This window comes from Roseateles agri (assembly GCF_034043675.1).
Taxonomy (GTDB): Bacteria; Pseudomonadota; Gammaproteobacteria; order Burkholderiales; family Burkholderiaceae_C; genus KK5.
This window is the reverse complement of the sequence record NZ_JAXCLA010000003.1, coordinates 271399-287721: the sequence shown is the minus strand read 5'-3', so window position 1 is coordinate 287721 and position 16323 is coordinate 271399. Positions and strand designations below refer to the sequence as shown.

General features: G+C 66.3%; 19 protein-coding genes. 11 read left to right on the top strand and 8 right to left on the bottom strand.

Annotation, left to right across the window (positions count from 1 at the left end):
* Window positions 1-29 precede the first annotated feature (29 nt).
* Entirely contained in the window at window positions 30-263 is a 234-nt protein-coding gene (locus SNE35_RS09470; protein WP_320422650.1) for a hypothetical protein, read from the top strand.
* Window positions 264-300: 37 nt separating this feature from the next.
* Complete coding sequence (locus tag SNE35_RS09465) at window positions 301-888, top strand: cob(I)yrinic acid a,c-diamide adenosyltransferase (RefSeq protein ID WP_320422649.1); 588 nt, start codon at window positions 301-303, stop codon at window positions 886-888.
* On the opposite strand, the gene SNE35_RS09460 is transcribed toward SNE35_RS09465, so the two are convergent.
* Window positions 881-1855, bottom strand: coding sequence for a helix-turn-helix transcriptional regulator (locus SNE35_RS09460; RefSeq protein ID WP_320422648.1), 975 nt, complete (start codon window positions 1853-1855; stop codon window positions 881-883). The two genes, SNE35_RS09465 and SNE35_RS09460, sit on opposite strands and share 8 nt — an antisense overlap.
* 91 nt (window positions 1856-1946) lie before the next feature.
* Between SNE35_RS09460 and SNE35_RS09455 the strand changes: the two genes are divergently transcribed.
* The gene (locus SNE35_RS09455; RefSeq protein WP_320422647.1) at window positions 1947-3017 is read left to right on the top strand and encodes a hypothetical protein; all 1071 of its coding nucleotides are present in this window, start codon (window positions 1947-1949) and stop codon (window positions 3015-3017) included.
* On the opposite strand, the gene SNE35_RS09450 is transcribed toward SNE35_RS09455, so the two are convergent.
* From SNE35_RS09450 to SNE35_RS09440, 3 genes are all read right to left on the bottom strand, one after another.
* Window positions 2995-3204, bottom strand: a complete 210-nt coding sequence (locus tag SNE35_RS09450) for a hypothetical protein (protein WP_320422646.1) — start codon at window positions 3202-3204, stop codon at window positions 2995-2997. The genes SNE35_RS09455 and SNE35_RS09450 overlap by 23 nt on opposite strands.
* A 135-nt stretch (window positions 3205-3339) precedes the next feature.
* On the bottom strand, window positions 3340-3855 hold the full coding sequence (locus SNE35_RS09445) for a GNAT family N-acetyltransferase (RefSeq protein WP_320422645.1): 516 nt from the start codon (window positions 3853-3855) through the stop codon (window positions 3340-3342).
* Window positions 3856-3971: 116 nt separating this feature from the next.
* Window positions 3972-4304, bottom strand: coding sequence for a nucleotide pyrophosphohydrolase (locus SNE35_RS09440; RefSeq protein ID WP_320422644.1), 333 nt, complete (start codon window positions 4302-4304; stop codon window positions 3972-3974).
* A 435-nt stretch (window positions 4305-4739) separates the two neighbouring features.
* Between SNE35_RS09440 and SNE35_RS09435 the strand changes: the two genes are divergently transcribed.
* From SNE35_RS09435 to SNE35_RS09425, 3 genes are all read left to right on the top strand, one after another.
* Complete coding sequence (locus SNE35_RS09435) at window positions 4740-5882, top strand: SGNH/GDSL hydrolase family protein (protein WP_320422643.1); 1143 nt, start codon at window positions 4740-4742, stop codon at window positions 5880-5882.
* A gap of 31 nt (window positions 5883-5913) precedes the next feature.
* Window positions 5914-6588, top strand: coding sequence for an OmpW/AlkL family protein (locus SNE35_RS09430; RefSeq protein WP_320422642.1), 675 nt, complete (start codon window positions 5914-5916; stop codon window positions 6586-6588).
* A 149-nt stretch (window positions 6589-6737) separates the two neighbouring features.
* Window positions 6738-8051 carry a dicarboxylate/amino acid:cation symporter gene (locus SNE35_RS09425; protein WP_320422641.1) on the top strand — a complete coding sequence of 438 codons (1314 nt, stop codon included), beginning with the start codon at window positions 6738-6740 and terminating at the stop codon, window positions 8049-8051.
* Window positions 8052-8115: 64 nt separating this feature from the next.
* On the opposite strand, the gene queE is transcribed toward SNE35_RS09425, so the two are convergent.
* Complete coding sequence (queE, locus tag SNE35_RS09420) at window positions 8116-8751, bottom strand: 7-carboxy-7-deazaguanine synthase (protein ID WP_320422640.1); 636 nt, start codon at window positions 8749-8751, stop codon at window positions 8116-8118.
* A complete protein-coding gene (locus SNE35_RS09415) occupies window positions 8748-9860 on the bottom strand; it encodes a 6-carboxytetrahydropterin synthase (RefSeq protein WP_320422639.1) in 1113 nt (370 codons plus the stop codon). The genes queE and SNE35_RS09415 overlap by 4 nt, the downstream gene beginning before the upstream one ends.
* Before the next feature lie 324 nt (window positions 9861-10184).
* Here SNE35_RS09415 and SNE35_RS09410 point away from each other — a divergent pair, with 324 nt between their 5' ends.
* Window positions 10185-10763: an MOSC domain-containing protein gene (locus SNE35_RS09410; protein ID WP_320422638.1), complete on the top strand. Its 579-nt coding sequence runs from the start codon at window positions 10185-10187 to the stop codon at window positions 10761-10763.
* 10 nt (window positions 10764-10773) lie between these two features.
* Here SNE35_RS09410 and SNE35_RS09405 read toward each other — a convergent pair whose 3' ends face one another.
* On the bottom strand, window positions 10774-11853 hold the full coding sequence (locus SNE35_RS09405) for an alkene reductase (RefSeq protein WP_320422637.1): 1080 nt from the start codon (window positions 11851-11853) through the stop codon (window positions 10774-10776).
* A gap of 58 nt (window positions 11854-11911) precedes the next feature.
* Here SNE35_RS09405 and SNE35_RS09400 point away from each other — a divergent pair, with 58 nt between their 5' ends.
* The gene (locus SNE35_RS09400) at window positions 11912-13093 is read left to right on the top strand and encodes a right-handed parallel beta-helix repeat-containing protein (RefSeq protein ID WP_320422636.1); all 1182 of its coding nucleotides are present in this window, start codon (window positions 11912-11914) and stop codon (window positions 13091-13093) included.
* Window positions 13094-13121: 28 nt separating this feature from the next.
* Complete coding sequence (locus tag SNE35_RS09395; RefSeq protein WP_320422635.1) at window positions 13122-13994, top strand: 23S rRNA (adenine(2030)-N(6))-methyltransferase RlmJ; 873 nt, start codon at window positions 13122-13124, stop codon at window positions 13992-13994.
* On the opposite strand, the gene SNE35_RS09390 is transcribed toward SNE35_RS09395, so the two are convergent.
* Window positions 13995-14636, bottom strand: coding sequence for an NAD(P)-dependent oxidoreductase (locus SNE35_RS09390; protein ID WP_320422634.1), 642 nt, complete (start codon window positions 14634-14636; stop codon window positions 13995-13997).
* Window positions 14637-14736: 100 nt separating this feature from the next.
* Here SNE35_RS09390 and SNE35_RS09385 point away from each other — a divergent pair, with 100 nt between their 5' ends.
* A complete protein-coding gene (locus SNE35_RS09385) occupies window positions 14737-15627 on the top strand; it encodes a LysR family transcriptional regulator (RefSeq protein ID WP_320422633.1) in 891 nt (296 codons plus the stop codon).
* 14 nt (window positions 15628-15641) lie between these two features.
* Window positions 15642-16322 carry a CAAX prenyl protease-related protein gene (locus SNE35_RS09380; protein ID WP_320422632.1) on the top strand — a complete coding sequence of 227 codons (681 nt, stop codon included), beginning with the start codon at window positions 15642-15644 and terminating at the stop codon, window positions 16320-16322.
* Window position 16323 lies beyond the last annotated feature (1 nt).

Here is a 16323-nt window from a genome sequence, read left to right as displayed (position 1 = left end):
TGGATTCCTCGGCAAGAAGGAGAAACATCATGGCTGCTGATCATGGCGCGATGACGATCCTGCTGGCGGCGGTGGTGCTGGCCGTGCTCGGCGCACTGCGATGGGATGCGCTGCTGCTGTGGCTGCGCAGCCTGTTCGAGGCCCCTACGCCACCCTCGGAGCCGCCAGTGCTGCGTGTTCCCGCTCCCCGTCACGCCGGCACCCACCACCACCCGACGCTGCAGCGCCGACCTGCCTTCCATCGCAGCGGCCGTCGGGCCTGAACGCGCCTGGCCGCCGCTTTGCGGCAAGATGCGGGGCATGGCCAACCGACTTTCCCAAATTGCAACCCGCACCGGCGACGACGGCACGACCGGCCTCGGTGACGGCAGCCGCGTTCCCAAGGACCACCTGCGCATCCAGGCGATCGGCGACGTCGACGAGCTGAACTCGCAGCTCGGCGTGCTGCTGGCGGAACCGTTGCCGGACGACATCCGCGAGCTGCTGGTGCTGATCCAGCACGAGTTGTTCAACCTCGGCGGCGAGCTGTCGATGCCGGGCTACGAGCTGCTGAAGGCCGCAGCCGTGCTCCGTCTCGACGAAGCGCTGGCCCACTACAACGCCGCCCTGCCCCGCCTGAAGGAATTCATCCTGCCGGCGGGCACGCGCAGCGCCGCGATCGCGCACGTCGGCCGCACGGTGGCGCGCCGCGCCGAACGCGCCGTGATCACGCTGGCCCACAGCGAGACGATCAACGCCGCCCCGCGCCAGTACCTGAACCGGCTGTCGGACCTGCTGTTCGTCCTCGCCCGCGTGCTGAACCGCGCCAACCTCGACGGCCTGGGCGGTGACGACGTCTACTGGCAGAGCGAGCGGCTCAAGCGCCACGAAGACCCGAGCACTAACTGAGCTCGTCCACCGCGTCACGCAGCCGCTTGGCGTAGGCACGCCGCAGGTCCGCCGGCGCCAGCACCTCGACCTGCCCGGCATGGCGCAGCAGATCCATCAGCAGCTCGGTCGAGTCGATGAAGGGCACGTCGAGCCGCCAGCGGCCGTCCGGCAGCCATTCGCTGGTCTGCGCCGGGTGCCATTCCTCGTGCGACACCCATTGCGCCGTCTCGGCCTTGAACACCAGCGAGGCCTGCCGCGCCTGGCTGCCGGCGAAGATGCCGTAGCCCTGGTCCAGCTCGGCCTCCAGTTGCTTCGTGGACACCGTTCGGGCCTTCTCCGGCAGCAGCTCGGCGCCTTCCAGGGCGTCCAGCGCAAATCGGCGGAAGCCCTCGCTCTGGTGGCACCAGGCATCCAGGTACCAGGTGTTGCGATAGTGGACCAGCCGCTGCGGTGAGACGACGCGCGGGCCGGCCTTGGCGGAACCACGCTTGCGATAGTCAAGCCGCAGCCGCTGGCGCTTGACGACCGCGCTGCCGACCGTCTCGAAATACTCCGAAGGCACGCGCCGCCGCGCCGTGCTGATCAGCTTGACGCGTTGCGTCAGCTCCTTCGCCTCGGTCTCGTCGGCACCGAGCATGCCGGTGAGCTTGTCGAACATCGGCGCCAGGTGGCGGCTCAGCAGGCCGTTCTCGTCGAGGCCGGCAAGCATCTGGTGCATCGTCAGCAGCGCGTGCAGCTCCTTCTCGTTGAACCAGACGCCCGGCAGCTCGTGCGGCTGGCTGCCGCCCCATTGCTTGCCGAAGCGATAGCCATTGGCATCGGCGTCGTACTCGATCGGTGCGTCCATGCGCTCGCGCAGGTACTGCAGGTCGCGCTTCAGCGTCGCCGGCGAGACCTCCAGCGCCTCCTGCAGGGCCGCAAAGCTCACGCACTCGCGCGAGCGAATCAGCATCTCGATCTTGTAGAAACGTTCGGTGCGATCCATCGTTTTTACTGGCTCACGCCTTGAGCTACCTGAGCGCCAGACTGTGCCACACAGTCGCCGATATCGGCGGCCGGCCCACCTGGAGCAAACCATGATCGCAGCAGCAGCCATCACCGCAGCATCGGCCCAGTACGAACTGGCCCTGCCCGTCCAGACCCTGCCGGCCAATGCCGGCCTGGGCTGGGACATCGGCCGGGCCTTCGCTGAGCACGGCTTGACCCCGCCGGTCGAGCACCTGTTCGTCGGCTCGCCGCTGCGCCAGGGCTGGCTGGCCGGCCGCCAATCATTCGAAAAGCGCACACTGAAGCCCCGGCGCTGCACGCAGCTATGGCTGCAGCTGCGCACGCATGCCTGGGCCCGCGGCCGCAGCTTCGAGGACGTGCAGCTCACGCCGAACTTCCTGCGGCAGATCGACGTCGCCTTCTGCCCCATCACCCGCCAGCTGTTGAACGATCGCCGCGGCGACGCCCAGTCACGCTCGATCGACCGCGTCCGCCCCGATGCCGGCTACGCCGCAGGCAACGTCGTCGTGCTGAGCCGGGCCGCCAATGCCGCGAAGGCCGGGCACGATCATGCCGGTGCCACGGCCCTCGCGCAGAGCGTCGCCCTGGGCCCGATCCAGCAGATCGCCGGCCTCGGCCCGATCGAATGGCAGCGCATCGCCGTGCTGTGCAGCTTCGTCACCGAACTGCCGCATGAGCAAGCCGCGCAATTGCCGATGACCGTGCTGCCGCCGAACCGGCTGCGGCTGTTCAACCCGATCCAGGCGCTGCAGGCGCTGGTGACCCGCCATTTCTCGACACCCGAATGGCACCCGCGGCTGGCGCGGCTGAAGGCGCTGCTGCCGACCGAGCAGAGCCGGGTCGATTTCGACCGCTTCGTACTGGCCTTCGCGCCACGGATGATCGTTGCCAGCAAGCAGGCCGACCCGCAGCAAGTTCGCTGGGCCCTGGAAGATGCCTGGCAACAGGAATTGGTGCTGAAGCGCTGGACCCGTTTTGCGCTGCAGCTGAACGCGGCTCAGGCCGAAAGCCTGGTCCTGCGCGCCTCGGAGAAGGGGTGGACCAGCTCGCAGCGAGTACAGCGCCATCCGAAAAAGAACGCCACCGAGGGCTGGGCCCTGGAACGCCGGGGATTCGTCAGCCCGGCAGGCCGGCACTGATGCGCTGCAGGGTCCCGCTCTGGTCCTGCAGGGCGACGTGATAGCCGCGCGCGCCGAACCAATCGGCCCAATGCTGGGCCATCGTCTTGTTGGGCAACCACGGACCGGTGCGGTCCACTTCCACCCGAAAACCTTTGCGCTCGTAGAACACGACGCGCCACATGCCTTCGCTCAGGCCTCTGATCATTTTGTTCACCGTTGTGCGCCCGCAATATAGCGAGCGAACAAGGTGGCCCGATGGTGTCAGCGCCTCAGCAGAGCGAAAAATTCCTCACCAATGAGGAATCGCTGAATCGGGAAGGCAAGACCCGACCCCGCTGGCTTACACCAGCGAGCGTTGCAGCCTCAGCTCTTCGAGCCGCGTGCCTGCCACCTCGGTGGTCTTGGCGCTGCCGAGTTCGCGCTTGAAGCCTGCCTTCTCGAAGAAGCCCAGGCCGCGCTCGTTGCGCAGCCAGGTCCAGAGCGTCACCTTGGTGCAGCCTTCTTCCTGCAGACCGTCGCGGGCGGCATCCCACAGCGCCAGGCCCACACCCTTGTCCCAGTGGACCGGATCGGCGTACAGCGCCCAGATTTCGCCGGTCGTGGACGGTGTGCCCTTGTCGCGCGAACGATCGAAGCCGACGAAACCCATCAGCTCGCCGTCGATGTGCGCCACCATCACTTGCGGCTCGCAGAGATCGATGGCCTCGCGCCAGAAGGCCTGGCGCTTCTGCACGGACAGGCTGTCCAGCGCAGTTTCGGGCAGCAAGCCCTTGTAGGCATCCTGCCAGGCCGAGACATGGATCTGGGCAATGGCCTTGGCATCGCGCAACGTCGCGGGGCGAACCTGAATACTCATACGGGAAAACTAAGCGAAGACACGCATCAAAACGGGGAAGGGCGAGATTTTGCCGCGCCAAATGCCACAGCGGCCACCCTTGACAGCGCGATTTTTTCGGCCCTCTGTCTGCTCGGTCAACCGGTCGCATCGGGCATGCCCGGCGGGTACTTCAAGGCATTCATTGCCAGCTTGCGCTCGACAGCCGCCTCGACGTCGACACCACTGCAGTCGGCAATCTGCAGCAGGTACAGCAGCACGTCCGCGATCTCTTCGCCCAGATGCTCATGTTTGCGCGGGTCGGCCTTGATGGCCTGCGACTCCTCCGGCGTCATCCACTGGAAGATCTCCACCAGTTCCGCCGCTTCGACCACCATCGCCATCGCGAGGTTCTTCGGCGTCAGGTAGGGCTGCCAGGCCCGTTCCGCGGCGAAGTCCCGCAGGCGTTGCTGCAGTTGCTCGATATCCATGCTTTTCAATTCTTTAAATAGATAGTCTTAGTAGAGCCCGCAGCCCGCTGTGGACAAGGCCATTTTCCCGTGATGCGACAGGCACTTGCCAGCTCGACAAGCATGTGGGTCAAGCCCTGCACAGCCTGCGCAGTAAACAACAACAAGTCGCGGAGACCGAGATTCGCTGTGGAAAACAGGGCAGTTGACCTTTTCTTGTCCACAGCCTTGTCCTTTTGGACACGGAAACGACGTTCGCACGGGCGTGCACCACTTGTCACACGCGTGACACCTCACGTATCGCGGCCGCTACAAACCAGTGCAAACTAAGGACTTTCACGCGCTGCAACGGGGCAAAAACCCCCGACACTCGCACCAGTAGCGATCGCTAGGGTTCCAAACGACCTGGTATCGCTCTCTCCCGACAGCACTAATTTGATTCCCAGGAGACACCCGATGCGTCATCTCAAATCCAGCCTGCTCGCGCTGGCTGCCAGCCTGGCAGTCGTCGCCTGTGGCGGCGGCAGCTCCGCGGACACCACACCGCGCACCGCCATCACCTCGGTCAAGGTCTTCGGCGACAGCCTGGCCGACTCGGGGACCTTCAGCGCAGCACTGGGCTTCAGCAAGTTCACGGTCCAGGACGGGCAGGTCTATCCCGAACGCGTGGCAGCCAGCTATGGCATCACGGCACTGTGCAATTTTTATGTTTTCACTGGCACGACTTTCGCGGCCAATTCGAAGGCGGGCTGCACGAACTTTGCCATTGGCGGCGGCGTAATCAATGGCGCGAGCAGCGGCCTGTCTGCGGCCGATCCGCGCGGCATCCAGGTGCAACTGGCAACGGCCGGCACGCTGGGCTTCTCAGCGACCGACCTCGCCGTGATTGATGGCGGCGGCAATGATGCTGCGGCCTTGCTGACCGCCTTCAGTCAGGCCCAGGCGGGTAGCGCGACTCCCCTGTACACGTTGCTGACGTCTCTGCTGCCTGCGTCCGATGTAGCAACGGCCTTGGCCGGGGGCGCATCCACCACGGCAGCCATCGGCGGCGCCTACATGAAGGCGCTGGCCGATGCGTTCGCCAATTCGGTGACGACCAATGTGCTCGGTAAGGGCGCCACCCACGTCGTAATCCTGAACCTGCCGGCCGTCACCAAGACGCCCCAATTCCAGAAGATCCTCGGCGCGATGACGCCGACCGCGGCTGCCCAGGCCGAGGGTCTGTTCCAGCAATGGTTTGCAGCCTATAACGCTGAACTCGCGGCTAAGTTCGCCAGCGAAGACCGCGTCGTCGTGGTCGACTTCTACAACGCCTTCCTCGACCAGGTCGCCAACCCGGCCCAGTACGGCATCACGACCGAAGGTGCTCAGGGCGTGTTTACCGAGCTGTGCCCGGCCGCCGATTCAACCGACCCGGCAACGGCCTACGCCGGCTGGCGTGCCTGCACCGCTGCAAACCTGTCGGCTGCATCTGGCCACAGCAGCCCCGACTGGTGGAAGAACTACGCCTTCGCCAACCAGTTCCACCCGACGCCCTATGGCCATCAACTGGTCGCCCAGCTGATTTCCAAGTCGCTGTCCATCAAGGGCTGGCTGTAATCGCCGCGGCGACATTCAGGAGCAAAAATCCATGAAGAAAACGACTCTCCTCAGCCTTGCCGCCGTGGCTCTGGCCTGCGCCGCCTCCGGCGCCCAGGCCCAATCGGCCGGTACTTTCATCGCTCGCCTGGGCGCGACCCAGATCTCGCCCAAGGTCGATAGCGGCGACCTCAGCGCGCCCAGCCTGGCCGGCACCAAGATCGACGTGCACAAGGACACGCAGTTCACCGGCGGCATCACCTACATGTGGACCGACAACATTGCGATCGACCTGCCGATCGGCCTGGCGTTCAAGCATGACGTCGTCGGCGCTGGCGCGATCGACGGTGTTGGCAAGCTCGGCACGGTCAAGTCGCTGCCGATCACGCTGCTGGCGCAGTACCGCTTCTTCGATGCGAAGAGCACCTTCCGCCCCTACGTCGGCGCTGGCGCCACCTACGCGCGCTTCTACGATACCCATGCGACGGCTGCGCTGTCGGGCCTGACCGGCGGCACGCCGTCGAACCCGACGACCTTGTCGATGAAGAACGCCGGCGGCGCCAGCATCCAGCTGGGCGCGGCGATGAACCTGGGTGGCCACTGGACGGCCGACGTGTCGGTGATGAAGGTCTTCATCAAGACCACCGGCAAGCTCTCGACTGGCCAGACGATCCCCGCCACGCTGAACCCGACGGCCGTGCAGGTCGGTATCGGCTACGCCTTCTGACGAAGCGCTCGGCGCGTCCCTCGAAAGGAGCCTTCGGGCTCCTTTTTTCATGCCAGGTTGGCAATTCCACTTATGCAATTCCCCGTATCGCAAAGCGTGCAATCGCAGCGGAAGATGGGTGCAGATCGCACAACGACCGGAGACGTTCCATGGCCGCTGCCAAACCCCCCTTCTACAAATCCCTTTATGTCCAGGTTCTGACCGCCATCGTCATCGGCGTGCTGCTGGGCCACTTCTATCCGAAGGTCGGCGCGGACATGAAGCCGCTCGGCGATGCCTTCATCAAGCTGATCAAGATGCTGATCGCGCCGATCATCTTCTGCACCGTCGTCGTCGGCATCGCCGGCATGGAGGACATGAAGAAGGTCGGCAAGACCGGCGGCCTGGCGCTGCTGTACTTCGAGGTCGTCTCGACGGTGGCGCTGATCATCGGCCTGGTCATTGTCAACGTCGTGCAGCCCGGCGCCGGCATGAACATCGACCCGAGCACGCTCGACACCAAGGGCATCGCCTCCTTCACCGAGAAGGGCAAGCTCGGCACCACGGTCGACTTCCTGATGGCCATCATCCCCAACACCTTCATCGACGCCTTCGCCAAGGGCGAGATGCTGCAGGTGCTGCTGATCGCCGTGCTGTTCGGCTTCGCGCTGCATCGCTTCGGCGGCCGCGGCACGCTGGTGTTCGACTTCATTGAGAAGAGCTCGCACGTTCTGTTCTCGATCATCGGCATGATCATGAAGCTGGCCCCGATCGGCGCCTTCGGCGCGATGGCCTTCACCATCGGCAAGTACGGCGTCGGCTCGCTGGTGCAGTTGGGCCAGCTGATGGCCTGCTTCTACATCACCTGCCTGTTGTTCATCTTCGTCGTGCTGGGCGCCGTCGCCAAGGCGCACGGCTTCTCGATCTGGAAGTTCGTCAAGTACATCCGCGAAGAACTGCTGATCGTGCTGGGCACGTCTTCTTCCGAGTCCGTGCTGCCGCGAATGATGGCCAAGCTGGAGAACCTCGGCGCCAAGAAGAGCACCGTGGGCCTGGTGATCCCGACCGGCTACTCGTTCAACCTCGATGGCACTTCGATCTACCTGACGATGGCCGCGATCTTCATCGCCCAGGCCACCAACACGCCGCTGTCGCTGATGCAGGAGCTGACCCTGCTGGCCGTGCTGCTGCTGACCTCCAAGGGTGCCTCCGGCGTGACCGGCAGCGGCTTCATCGTGCTGGCCGCCTCGCTGAACGCGGTGGGCCACGTGCCGGTCGAAGGCCTGGCGCTGATCCTGGGCATCGACCGCTTCATGAGCGAAGCACGCGCGCTGACCAACCTGGTCGGCAACGGCGTGGCCACCGTCGTGGTCGCCAAGTGGACCGGCGACCTGGACGTCGCGCGCATGAAGAGCCAGCTCGACAACCCGACCGAAATGGAACCGGAAGCGATGCTGGACAAGCGCACTGCTCACATGGCTTGAGGCTCACAAGCCGCTGAAATGACAAGGGGCCCTTCGCGGGCCCCTTTTTCATTCCTCAATCCTCTTACTCGATGCCGATGACCTTGTGCATCTGCACCGAGAGCCGCCACTGCGGATGCTCCATGCAGTAGGCCACCGCTTCCTTCGTGTTCTGTGCCTTCAGGATGCTGTCCATCGGCTGCAGGAAAAAGTGCTGGAAATCCAGGCCGGCGAAGCGCTCGGGCCGGGCCGCCGGCTGGGGCCAGACAAGCTTCAGCTCGTTGCCCTTCGTCAGCACGATCTCGCTGTCGGCCTTGGGGCTGACGCAGATCCAGTCCAGACCCTCCGGCGCTGGCTGCGTGCCATTGGTCTCCACAGCGATCTCGAAGCCGCGTGCATGCAGCGCGTCGATCAAAGGTTTGTCCAACTGCAGCAGCGGCTCGCCGCCCGTGCAGACGACGTAGGGCTTGCCGCCGGCATGGGCCGGCCACTTCGACGCCACGGCATCGGCCAGCGCCTCGGCCGTGGCGAACTTGCCGCCGCCGTGTCCATCGGTGCCGACGAAGTCCGTATCGCAGAAGGTGCAGACAGCCGTGGCGCGGTCTTCCTCGCGCCCGTTCCACAGATTGCAGCCGGCGAAGCGGCAGAACACCGAAGCCCGGCCCGCCTGCGCACCCTCGCCCTGCAAGGTGTAGAACATTTCTTTGACGGCGTACGTCATACGGGGATGAGTTCCTCAGAAGAAGCCAGGCTGACGATCGAGCCCGAGCCACGCGTCTCGTACATGTCCACGCGATCGATCTGCGGCAGCGCCGCGCGGCCCTTCTCCAGTACCCAGGCAGCGAGGCTGGCCGTGTCGCCATCGGGCAGGTCAGCGATCTCGTACAGAGGCCGGTGATCGATCGCCTTGAAGATCGGATCGAACAGGGTCTTCACGTCGCCGAAGTCGACGGTCCAGCCCTGTACCGCATCCAGCGGCGCGCTCAGGTGCAGGCGCAAGGTGTAGGTGTGGCCATGGATGCCGCGCAGCGGGCTGCCTTCCGGCGCGCGCTTCAGCTGGATCGCGCTGTCCAAGGTCAGTTCCTTCCAGATCCGGTAGTTGGCGCCGTCGTAGTTGGCGCCGCAGGAGCCGGTCTCGTAGACGGTGATCCAGGACAGTTCCGGCAGCTGCGGCTTCAGCCGCTCCCACAGCCAAGACGAAATGACCTCGCTGGTCGGGTTCTCTAGGCCTTCGATTCCGTTCAGGCACTGGTAGTTCAGCAGCGCATGGAACGGTGCCCAGACTTCGTCCAGGTGGTCGTAGTCGATCGAGATGTCGTCACGTTCGCCGAGATCCTGGTTGGCATGGATGATCACCTCGAAGCCATGGCCATGCATGCGCCCGCACTTGTGGCCGGGCGGCACGTTCGGCAGCTTGTGCGCCGACTGGAAGCGGTAGCGGCGCCAGACGTGGGCGACGCCCGCGGCGTCCAGGTCCACGCCCATCTGCGGCGTGCTCTGGATGCCCACCTGCTGGATGCCCGGCACGCCCAGCGAGGTGAGGCGTTGCCTGATCCAGCGAGCCAGGTTCTCGTCGGTCGGCTGCTCGACCGTGTCGTTCAGCAGCGCATGGTCCAGCGGCGCCACGGCCTCTTCCAATCGACGCCGCAGTTCCTCCACCTCACCGCCCGGAAACGGCGCCCAGCCCGCGGGCAGCAGCGCACGCACGGTGGCGAAATAGCTGTGCCCGTGCAGGCCACGGCTGCGGTGACCTTCGGGCAGCGCCGGAATCCGGCAGGCGGACTCGAAGCCGCAGGAGGCGCTGTAGAGCGTTTGGGTGGGAAAACTCATGGAACGGAAATCTGGAAGGGCCGGAAGTTTGACATGGACGGGCCGGCCGTGCCCGCGCAGCGGCATTTCACCATCCCGACTCCTCTTCCTATTTCTTCTTATTTAAGAGTAGTTGTAGTCATAGGCCGGGCCTCATTCTGTGGACAAGCCGGATTTTCTCAAGCCTGACAAGCGCTTGCCTTGCGTGCAAGCGTGTGGGTCAAGAGTCATGAGCCTGCACGCGGGCCGACAACAACTCTGCCGGGCGCTTCCGCACTGTGGACAAGTGCCCGCTTGTTCCGAACTTGCCCACAGCCTTGTCAGCCAACGCGACAATCCGACGCAATGATGAAGCTTCTCAGCCTGAACACCGCCCGCGCCAGCACCTTGCAGACCGACCAGGGGCCGGTGATGAGCGGCATCGCCAAGCGGCCGCGCGAGGGCGCGGTGACGGTGAAGCCGCTGGGGCTGGAGGGCGACGAGCAGGCCGATTTGGACGTGCACGGCGGCGTGGCCAAGGCGGTATACGCCTATCCGTCGGAACACTATCCGTTCTGGCAGACGGTGCGCGCGCAGGCCCGCGCCGGCGACTGGGGCCAGGACCTGCCTCCCGGCAGCCTGGGCGAAAACCTGACCCTGGCGGGCCTGACCGAGAGCGATGCCTGGGTCGGCGACCTGTTGCGCTTCCCGGATTGCGACCTCGCCGTCAGCGAGCCGCGCTATCCCTGCTTCAAGCTCAATGCGGTGCTGGGCTTCAAGCAGGCCGCCAAGCTGATGATGCAGAGCGGCTGGTGCGGTTTCTACCTGAGCGTGATCAGGCCCGGCGTGCTGGGCGCCGGGGACAGCTTCGAACTGATCCCCGGGCCGCGCGAGGTGAACATCCGCGATTTATTTAAAGCCAGGACGGCTTCGAAAATCCGCTGACGAGAAGTCGTCAGGCCGCGAGCGCCGGATAGTCCGTATAGCCCTTGGCGTCGCCGCCGTACAGCGTGGCGCTGTCGATCTTCTGCAGCGGCGCATTCAGCTTCAGGCGGCGCACCAGGTCCGGGTTGGCGATGAAGTCGCGGCCGAAGGCGACCAGGTCGGCCTTGCCCTCGGCCACGGCAGCGATCGCCATCTCGCGGGTGTAGCCGTTGTTGGCGATGTAGGTGCCGCCGAAGGCCTGGCGCAGCGCCGCGTAGTCGAACGGGGCGATGTCGCGCGGGCCGCCGGTCTGGCCTTCGACCACGTGCAGGAAGGCCAGCTTCAACGGCGCCAGCTGGCGCGCCACATGCTCGAACAGCGCTTGCGGGTTGCTGTCCTGGCCGATGTCGTTGGACGGTGTCACCGGCGACAGGCGCAGGCCCGTGCGGCCAGCACCGATCGCGCCGGCCACGGCCGTCATCACCTCGACCAGCAGGCGGGCGCGGTTCTCGATCGAGCCGCCATAGCCGTCCTTGCGGTCGTTGACGCTGTCGCGCAGGAACTGGTCGAGCAGGTAGCCGTTCGCGCTGTGGACTTCCACCGCGTCGAAACCGGCCTCGACCGCGCAGCGCGCGGAATGGACGTAGGCCGCGATCAGGCCGGGGATCTCCTCGGTCTTCAGCGCGCGCGGTGCCGACACGTCGACAAAGCCTTCGCTCGTGAAGGTCTTGCCGGCCGCCGGCTTGTCGCTCGACGAGATCGGCGCCTGGCGATCCGGCTGGAAGCTGACGTGCGAGATGCGGCCCACGTGCCACAGCTGCGCGGCGATCTTGCCGCCCTCGGCGTGCACGGCGTCCGTCACTCGCTTCCAGGCCGCGACCTGCTCCGGCGTGTGCAGGCCCGGCGTGTCCAGGTAGCCCTGGCCGTCGGCGGTGATCTGCGTGCCCTCGCTGATGATCAGGCCGGCACCGGCGCGCTGGCGGTAGTACTCGACGGCCAGCTCGCCGGGCAGCAGGCCTTGCGAGCGGCTGCGCGTCAGCGGCGCCATGACGATGCGGTTGGCCAGGTCCAGCTCGTTGCTGAGCTTCACGGGGTCGAAGAGATTGGGCATGTTCTTGTGATGACGGAGGAAAAGGGGTGCTAGCGTAAAGCCTGGATGCATAACACCGATGCCAGCAGAGATGAACGATTTCAGCTATAGGGTCCGGCGCCGCACGCTGCTGTCGATGGCCGGCCTGGGTCTGGGCCTCGACAGCGTGGCGGCCGAGACCCGGACATTGCGCGTCGGGCCGGCCCAGGCGGTGAAGACCCTGGCCGAGGCCGCGCGGGTGGCCCGCGACGGCACCCGGATCGAAGTCGATGCCGGCGACTACATCGCGGACGTCGCCACCTGGCGCCAGAACGACCTGAGCCTGCGCGCCGTCGGCGGGAGGGTGCGCCTCATCGCCGGGGGTACGTCGTCGCAGGGCAAGGGCATCTTCGTCACCGCCGGCGAGCGCATGCGCATCGAGGGCTTCGACTTCTTCGGCTGCCGCGTGCCCGACGGCAACGGTGCCGGCATCCGCCTCGAGCAGGGTTCGCTGAGCCTCTACGACTGCGCCTTCAAGGACAACGAGAACGGCCTGCTTTCCGGCAACGACGGCAAGGCTCGGCTGGAGATCGAGAACTGCGATTTCGGCACCATCGTTCGCCAGCAGGGCCAGACGCACAATCTCTATGTCGGCCGGATCGCCTACTTGAAGGTCACCGGCAGCTACTTCCACGACGGACGCATGGGCCACCTGCTGAAGAGCCGCGCGGCCGTCAACCACATCTTCTACAACCGGCTCACCGACGAAATCGGCGGCGAGTCCAGCTACGAGCTGGAGTTTCCGAACGGCGGGCAGTGCCTGGTGGTCGGCAACCTGATCCAGCAAAGCTCGACGACGCAGAACCCCTGCATCGTCTCCTTCGGTGCCGAGGGCTATGCCGCCGGCTCGCCGCAGGAACTGCACATGGTCAACAACACCATTGTCGACCTGCTGCCGCGCGGCGGCACCTACCTGCGCGTCGCGCCGATGCCGGGCGGGCGCGTGCACCTGGTCAACAACCTGCTGGCCGGCAACCCGTACTTCGCCGCCAGCAGCGAATGGGAGCAGCAGGGCAACCACGTGGTCGACTGGGACGCCTTCGTGCTGGCCGTGCGTGGCGACTACCGCCTTCGCCCGAACTCGCCGCTGCGCGGCAAGGCGGTGGACCCGGGCGAGGCCGATGGCCTCAGCCTGCGGCAGGTCCGGCAGTACAGGCATCCGCATACGACGGTGGCGCTGGCCGGCCCGGCGACCGACCCCGGCGCCATCCAGCAGGCCTGATCCACCGGCCCAGCGGCGACAATGGCGCATGCTCGCCTATCGCCACGCCTTCCATGCCGGCAACCACGCCGATGTCCTCAAGCACCTGGTCTTCACCCAGGTGCTTCGCTACATGGGCGAGAAGGACAAGCCCTACACCCTGGTCGACACCCACGCCGGCGCCGGCGGTTATTCGATCGAGGGCCGCTACGCGCAGAAGAAGGGCGAGTACTCGCTGGGCGTCGCGCGGCTGTGGGACGAGCGTTCGCTGCCGGAACCGCTGGCCCGGTACATGGAACTGGTCAAGGCCTTCAACACGGACGGCCAGCTGCGCCAGTACCCGGGCTCGCCGGCACTGGCCAACCTCTTGATGCGCGAGCAGGACCGCCTGCGCGTGTTCGAGCTGCACCAGACCGACTACCGCATCCTCTCCAGCTACCTGGAGACGCGGCCGAACACGCAGGTCTTCGACACCGACGGCTTCGCCGCGATGAAGTCCGAGCTGCCGCCGCCGGCCATCGCCCGCCGCGCTGTCGTGCTGATGGACCCGTCCTACGAACTGAAGACCGACTACGCCAAGGTCATCGCCGCGCTGCGCGAGGGCCTGCAGCGCATGGCCGAGACGGTCTTCATCATCTGGTACCCGCAGCTGCAGTTGCTCGAATCGGCCCAGCTCGCGCAGCGGCTCAAGGCCGCCGCCGATGCCGAAAAGCACGGCGCCAAGAAGGGCTGGCTGCACGTGCGCCTGACCGTCAAGCAGCAGGACAACGACCGCGGCGTCGGCATGCTCGGCAGCGGCATGTTCATCGCCAACCCGCCATTCACCTTGCACGACGAGCTGGCCGAATGCATGCCGCTGCTGGTGGAGAAGCTGGGCCAGTACGACGGTGCCAACTTCGTGTTGGAGCAGAAGGTCGTCTGATCAGTACCCGACGGTGAAGCGGCGGCGGATGTGCTGCGGCTTCTCCAGCTCGTCGGTGATCGCCACAGCCAGGTCGGCCACCGAGACTTCGGCCGGGCCGTTGGCGCCCATCACCGGCACGTCCAGCTCGGTCCGGTAGCTGCCGCGGCGCTCGCCCGGCTTCAGGAACACGGCCGGCGACAGGAAGGTCCAGTCCAGCGTGTTCTCCAGCCGGATGCGGTTCAGCGCCTCGCGCGCCGCCAGCGCGCCCTGCTTCCACTCGGCCGGAAATTCCGGCGTGTCCACCAGTTGCACGCCCGGCGCCGCATAGAGGCTGCCGGCGCCGCCGACGACCAGGAGGCGCGCCACGCCCGCCGCCTTCACGCCGTCGACGATCGCCTGCGTGCCCTTCAGGAAGTTGTCGTGGATGGCCGGATCGCTCCAGCCCGGGTTGTAGGCGCTGACCACGGCATCCACGCCCTTCACGTCGCTGGCCACCTGGCCGGCATCCATCGCATCCGCCTTGACGACCGTGAGGCCGGTCTGCGGCGCGAGCTTGGCCGGGTCGCGCGCCAGGGCCACGACCTGATGGCCGCGCGCCAGCAGTTCCTGCAGCACCGCGCTGCCGACGAAGCCGGTGGGTCCGATGAGAGCGATCTTCATATTCGATTCCTGTCGAGAGTGGGACGATGCATCAACTGTAGTAACTTCATAATCTGGCGGTAAGTCCTCAGATCTGCCACTCACTGTTCAGAAAAACTTCATGCTGGATCAATTGAAGCGGATGGCGGTGCTGGCCACTGTCGTCGAGCAGGGCAGCTTCGTCGCCGCCGCGAAGCAGTTGCGCACGACCACCTCGGCCGTCAGCCAGCAGATCCGCGCGCTGGAACGCGACATGGGCGTGACCTTGCTGCACCGCACGACCCGCAAGCTGAGCCTCACACCGGCCGGCGCCCGCTTCCACGAGGGCTGCGCCGCGATGCTGGCCGCCGCCCGGGGTGCGCAGGACGGACTGATGCAGCTGCGCGACGCGCCGGAGGGCGAGTTGCGCGTCGCCGCACCGGTCGGCTTCGGCCGCACGCTGGGCCCGGCGCTGCTGCCCCTGCTGGCTGCCCATCCGGGCCTGAGCCTGCACCTGGAGGTCGAGGACGGCTTCACCGACCTGGTGGCCCTGCGGATCGACTTGGCGATCCGCTACGGCCGCTTGCCCGACAGCAGCTGGGTGGCCCAGCGGCTCGGTGAAAAGACGATGGCGCTGTACGCGGCGCCGGCCTACCTGGCCCGCCGCGGCGTGCCGGCCACTTTGGCGGAACTGGCCACGCATGACTGGCTAGTGCTGCACCCGGGCACCGAGGCCGTCCACAGCTATGCCCTGCATAACGCCGAGGATGAGCGGCAGGTGATCGAGGTCCGCCCGCGCGCCAGCAGCAACAACCAGCTGACCTTGCAGCAGCTCTGCGAGGCCGGCGCCGGCCTGGCGATGCTGAGCCCCAGCGATCTCGACGCGCAGGCCAGCGATGGCCGTCTGGTGCCGCTGCTGCCCGGCTGGCGCCTGCCGGCCCTGCCGGTCTATGCCGTCACGCCGCAGCGCGACGCCCAGCCGGCCAAGGTGCGCCATGCGATCGAGGCGCTGCGGACTTACATGGGCGGCTGATAGGCTTGCGACCCATGCCTTCGATCGTCTCGCTCAGTCCTGCCGCCCGGGCCCGGTGCCTGCCCTTCGCCGTCTTCATGCTGCTGCTCGCGCTGCGCGGCTGGCTGCCCGAGGGCCCCGGCTTCGACACCCGCTGGATCTATGGCCTGAGCGTGCTGATGGTCGGCTCGATCCTGGTCCGCCACTGGCGCGACTACGGCGAGCTTTTCCGCCAGACCCAGCCCCATGTCCGGGAGACCCTGGAGGCCGTGGCGGTCGGCCTCGTGGTCTTCGTGCTGTGGATCCGGCTCGACGCGCCCTGGATGACGATCGGCGAGTCCACCGCGAGCTTCCTGCCGATCGATCTCGATGGCCGCCTGATCTGGCCGTTGGTGGTGCTGCGCTGGATCGGGGCGGCGCTGGTCGTGCCCTTGATGGAGGAACTGTTCTGGCGCTCCTTCCTGATGCGCTGGATCGAGCAGCCGCAGTTCGAGCGGGTCGACCCGCAGCGCGTGGGCCTGAAGGCCATCATGCTCTCCACCTTCGTCTTCATGCTGGCGCACACGCTATGGCTGGCCGCCATCATTGCCGGCCTGGCCTACGCCTGGCTCTACCGCCGCACCGGCAAGCTCTGGACCGCGGTCATCGCCCATGCGGTGACCAACGGCGCCCTGGGCATCTGGGTCGTGCAGACGCGGCAGTGGCAGTTCTGGTGAG

What these genes read in the sequence shown, in the direction of transcription:
- SNE35_RS09450 (WP_320422646.1), bottom strand. Translation starts at nt 3,204, where the DNA reads ATGATCAGAGGCCTGAGCGAAGGCATGTGGCGCGTCGTGTTCTACGAG.
- SNE35_RS09445 (WP_320422645.1), bottom strand. Translation starts at nt 3,855, where the DNA reads ATGAGTATTCAGGTTCGCCCCGCGACGTTGCGCGATGCCAAGGCCATT.
- SNE35_RS09410 (WP_320422638.1), top strand. Translation starts at nt 10,185, where the DNA reads ATGATGAAGCTTCTCAGCCTGAACACCGCCCGCGCCAGCACCTTGCAG.
- SNE35_RS09395 (WP_320422635.1), top strand. Translation starts at nt 13,122, where the DNA reads ATGCTCGCCTATCGCCACGCCTTCCATGCCGGCAACCACGCCGATGTC.
- SNE35_RS09425 (WP_320422641.1), top strand. Translation starts at nt 6,738, where the DNA reads ATGGCCGCTGCCAAACCCCCCTTCTACAAATCCCTTTATGTCCAGGTT.
- SNE35_RS09435 (WP_320422643.1), top strand. Translation starts at nt 4,740, where the DNA reads ATGCGTCATCTCAAATCCAGCCTGCTCGCGCTGGCTGCCAGCCTGGCA.
- SNE35_RS09415 (WP_320422639.1), bottom strand. Translation starts at nt 9,860, where the DNA reads ATGAGTTTTCCCACCCAAACGCTCTACAGCGCCTCCTGCGGCTTCGAG.
- SNE35_RS09400 (WP_320422636.1), top strand. Translation starts at nt 11,912, where the DNA reads ATGCCAGCAGAGATGAACGATTTCAGCTATAGGGTCCGGCGCCGCACG.
- SNE35_RS09390 (WP_320422634.1), bottom strand. Translation starts at nt 14,636, where the DNA reads ATGAAGATCGCTCTCATCGGACCCACCGGCTTCGTCGGCAGCGCGGTG.
- SNE35_RS09460 (WP_320422648.1), bottom strand. Translation starts at nt 1,855, where the DNA reads ATGGATCGCACCGAACGTTTCTACAAGATCGAGATGCTGATTCGCTCG.
- SNE35_RS09440 (WP_320422644.1), bottom strand. Translation starts at nt 4,304, where the DNA reads ATGGATATCGAGCAACTGCAGCAACGCCTGCGGGACTTCGCCGCGGAA.
- SNE35_RS09470 (WP_320422650.1), top strand. Translation starts at nt 30, where the DNA reads ATGGCTGCTGATCATGGCGCGATGACGATCCTGCTGGCGGCGGTGGTG.
- SNE35_RS09455 (WP_320422647.1), top strand. Translation starts at nt 1,947, where the DNA reads ATGATCGCAGCAGCAGCCATCACCGCAGCATCGGCCCAGTACGAACTG.
- SNE35_RS09380 (WP_320422632.1), top strand. Translation starts at nt 15,642, where the DNA reads ATGCCTTCGATCGTCTCGCTCAGTCCTGCCGCCCGGGCCCGGTGCCTG.
- SNE35_RS09385 (WP_320422633.1), top strand. Translation starts at nt 14,737, where the DNA reads ATGCTGGATCAATTGAAGCGGATGGCGGTGCTGGCCACTGTCGTCGAG.
- queE (WP_320422640.1), bottom strand. Translation starts at nt 8,751, where the DNA reads ATGACGTACGCCGTCAAAGAAATGTTCTACACCTTGCAGGGCGAGGGT.
- SNE35_RS09405 (WP_320422637.1), bottom strand. Translation starts at nt 11,853, where the DNA reads ATGCCCAATCTCTTCGACCCCGTGAAGCTCAGCAACGAGCTGGACCTG.
- SNE35_RS09465 (WP_320422649.1), top strand. Translation starts at nt 301, where the DNA reads ATGGCCAACCGACTTTCCCAAATTGCAACCCGCACCGGCGACGACGGC.
- SNE35_RS09430 (WP_320422642.1), top strand. Translation starts at nt 5,914, where the DNA reads ATGAAGAAAACGACTCTCCTCAGCCTTGCCGCCGTGGCTCTGGCCTGC.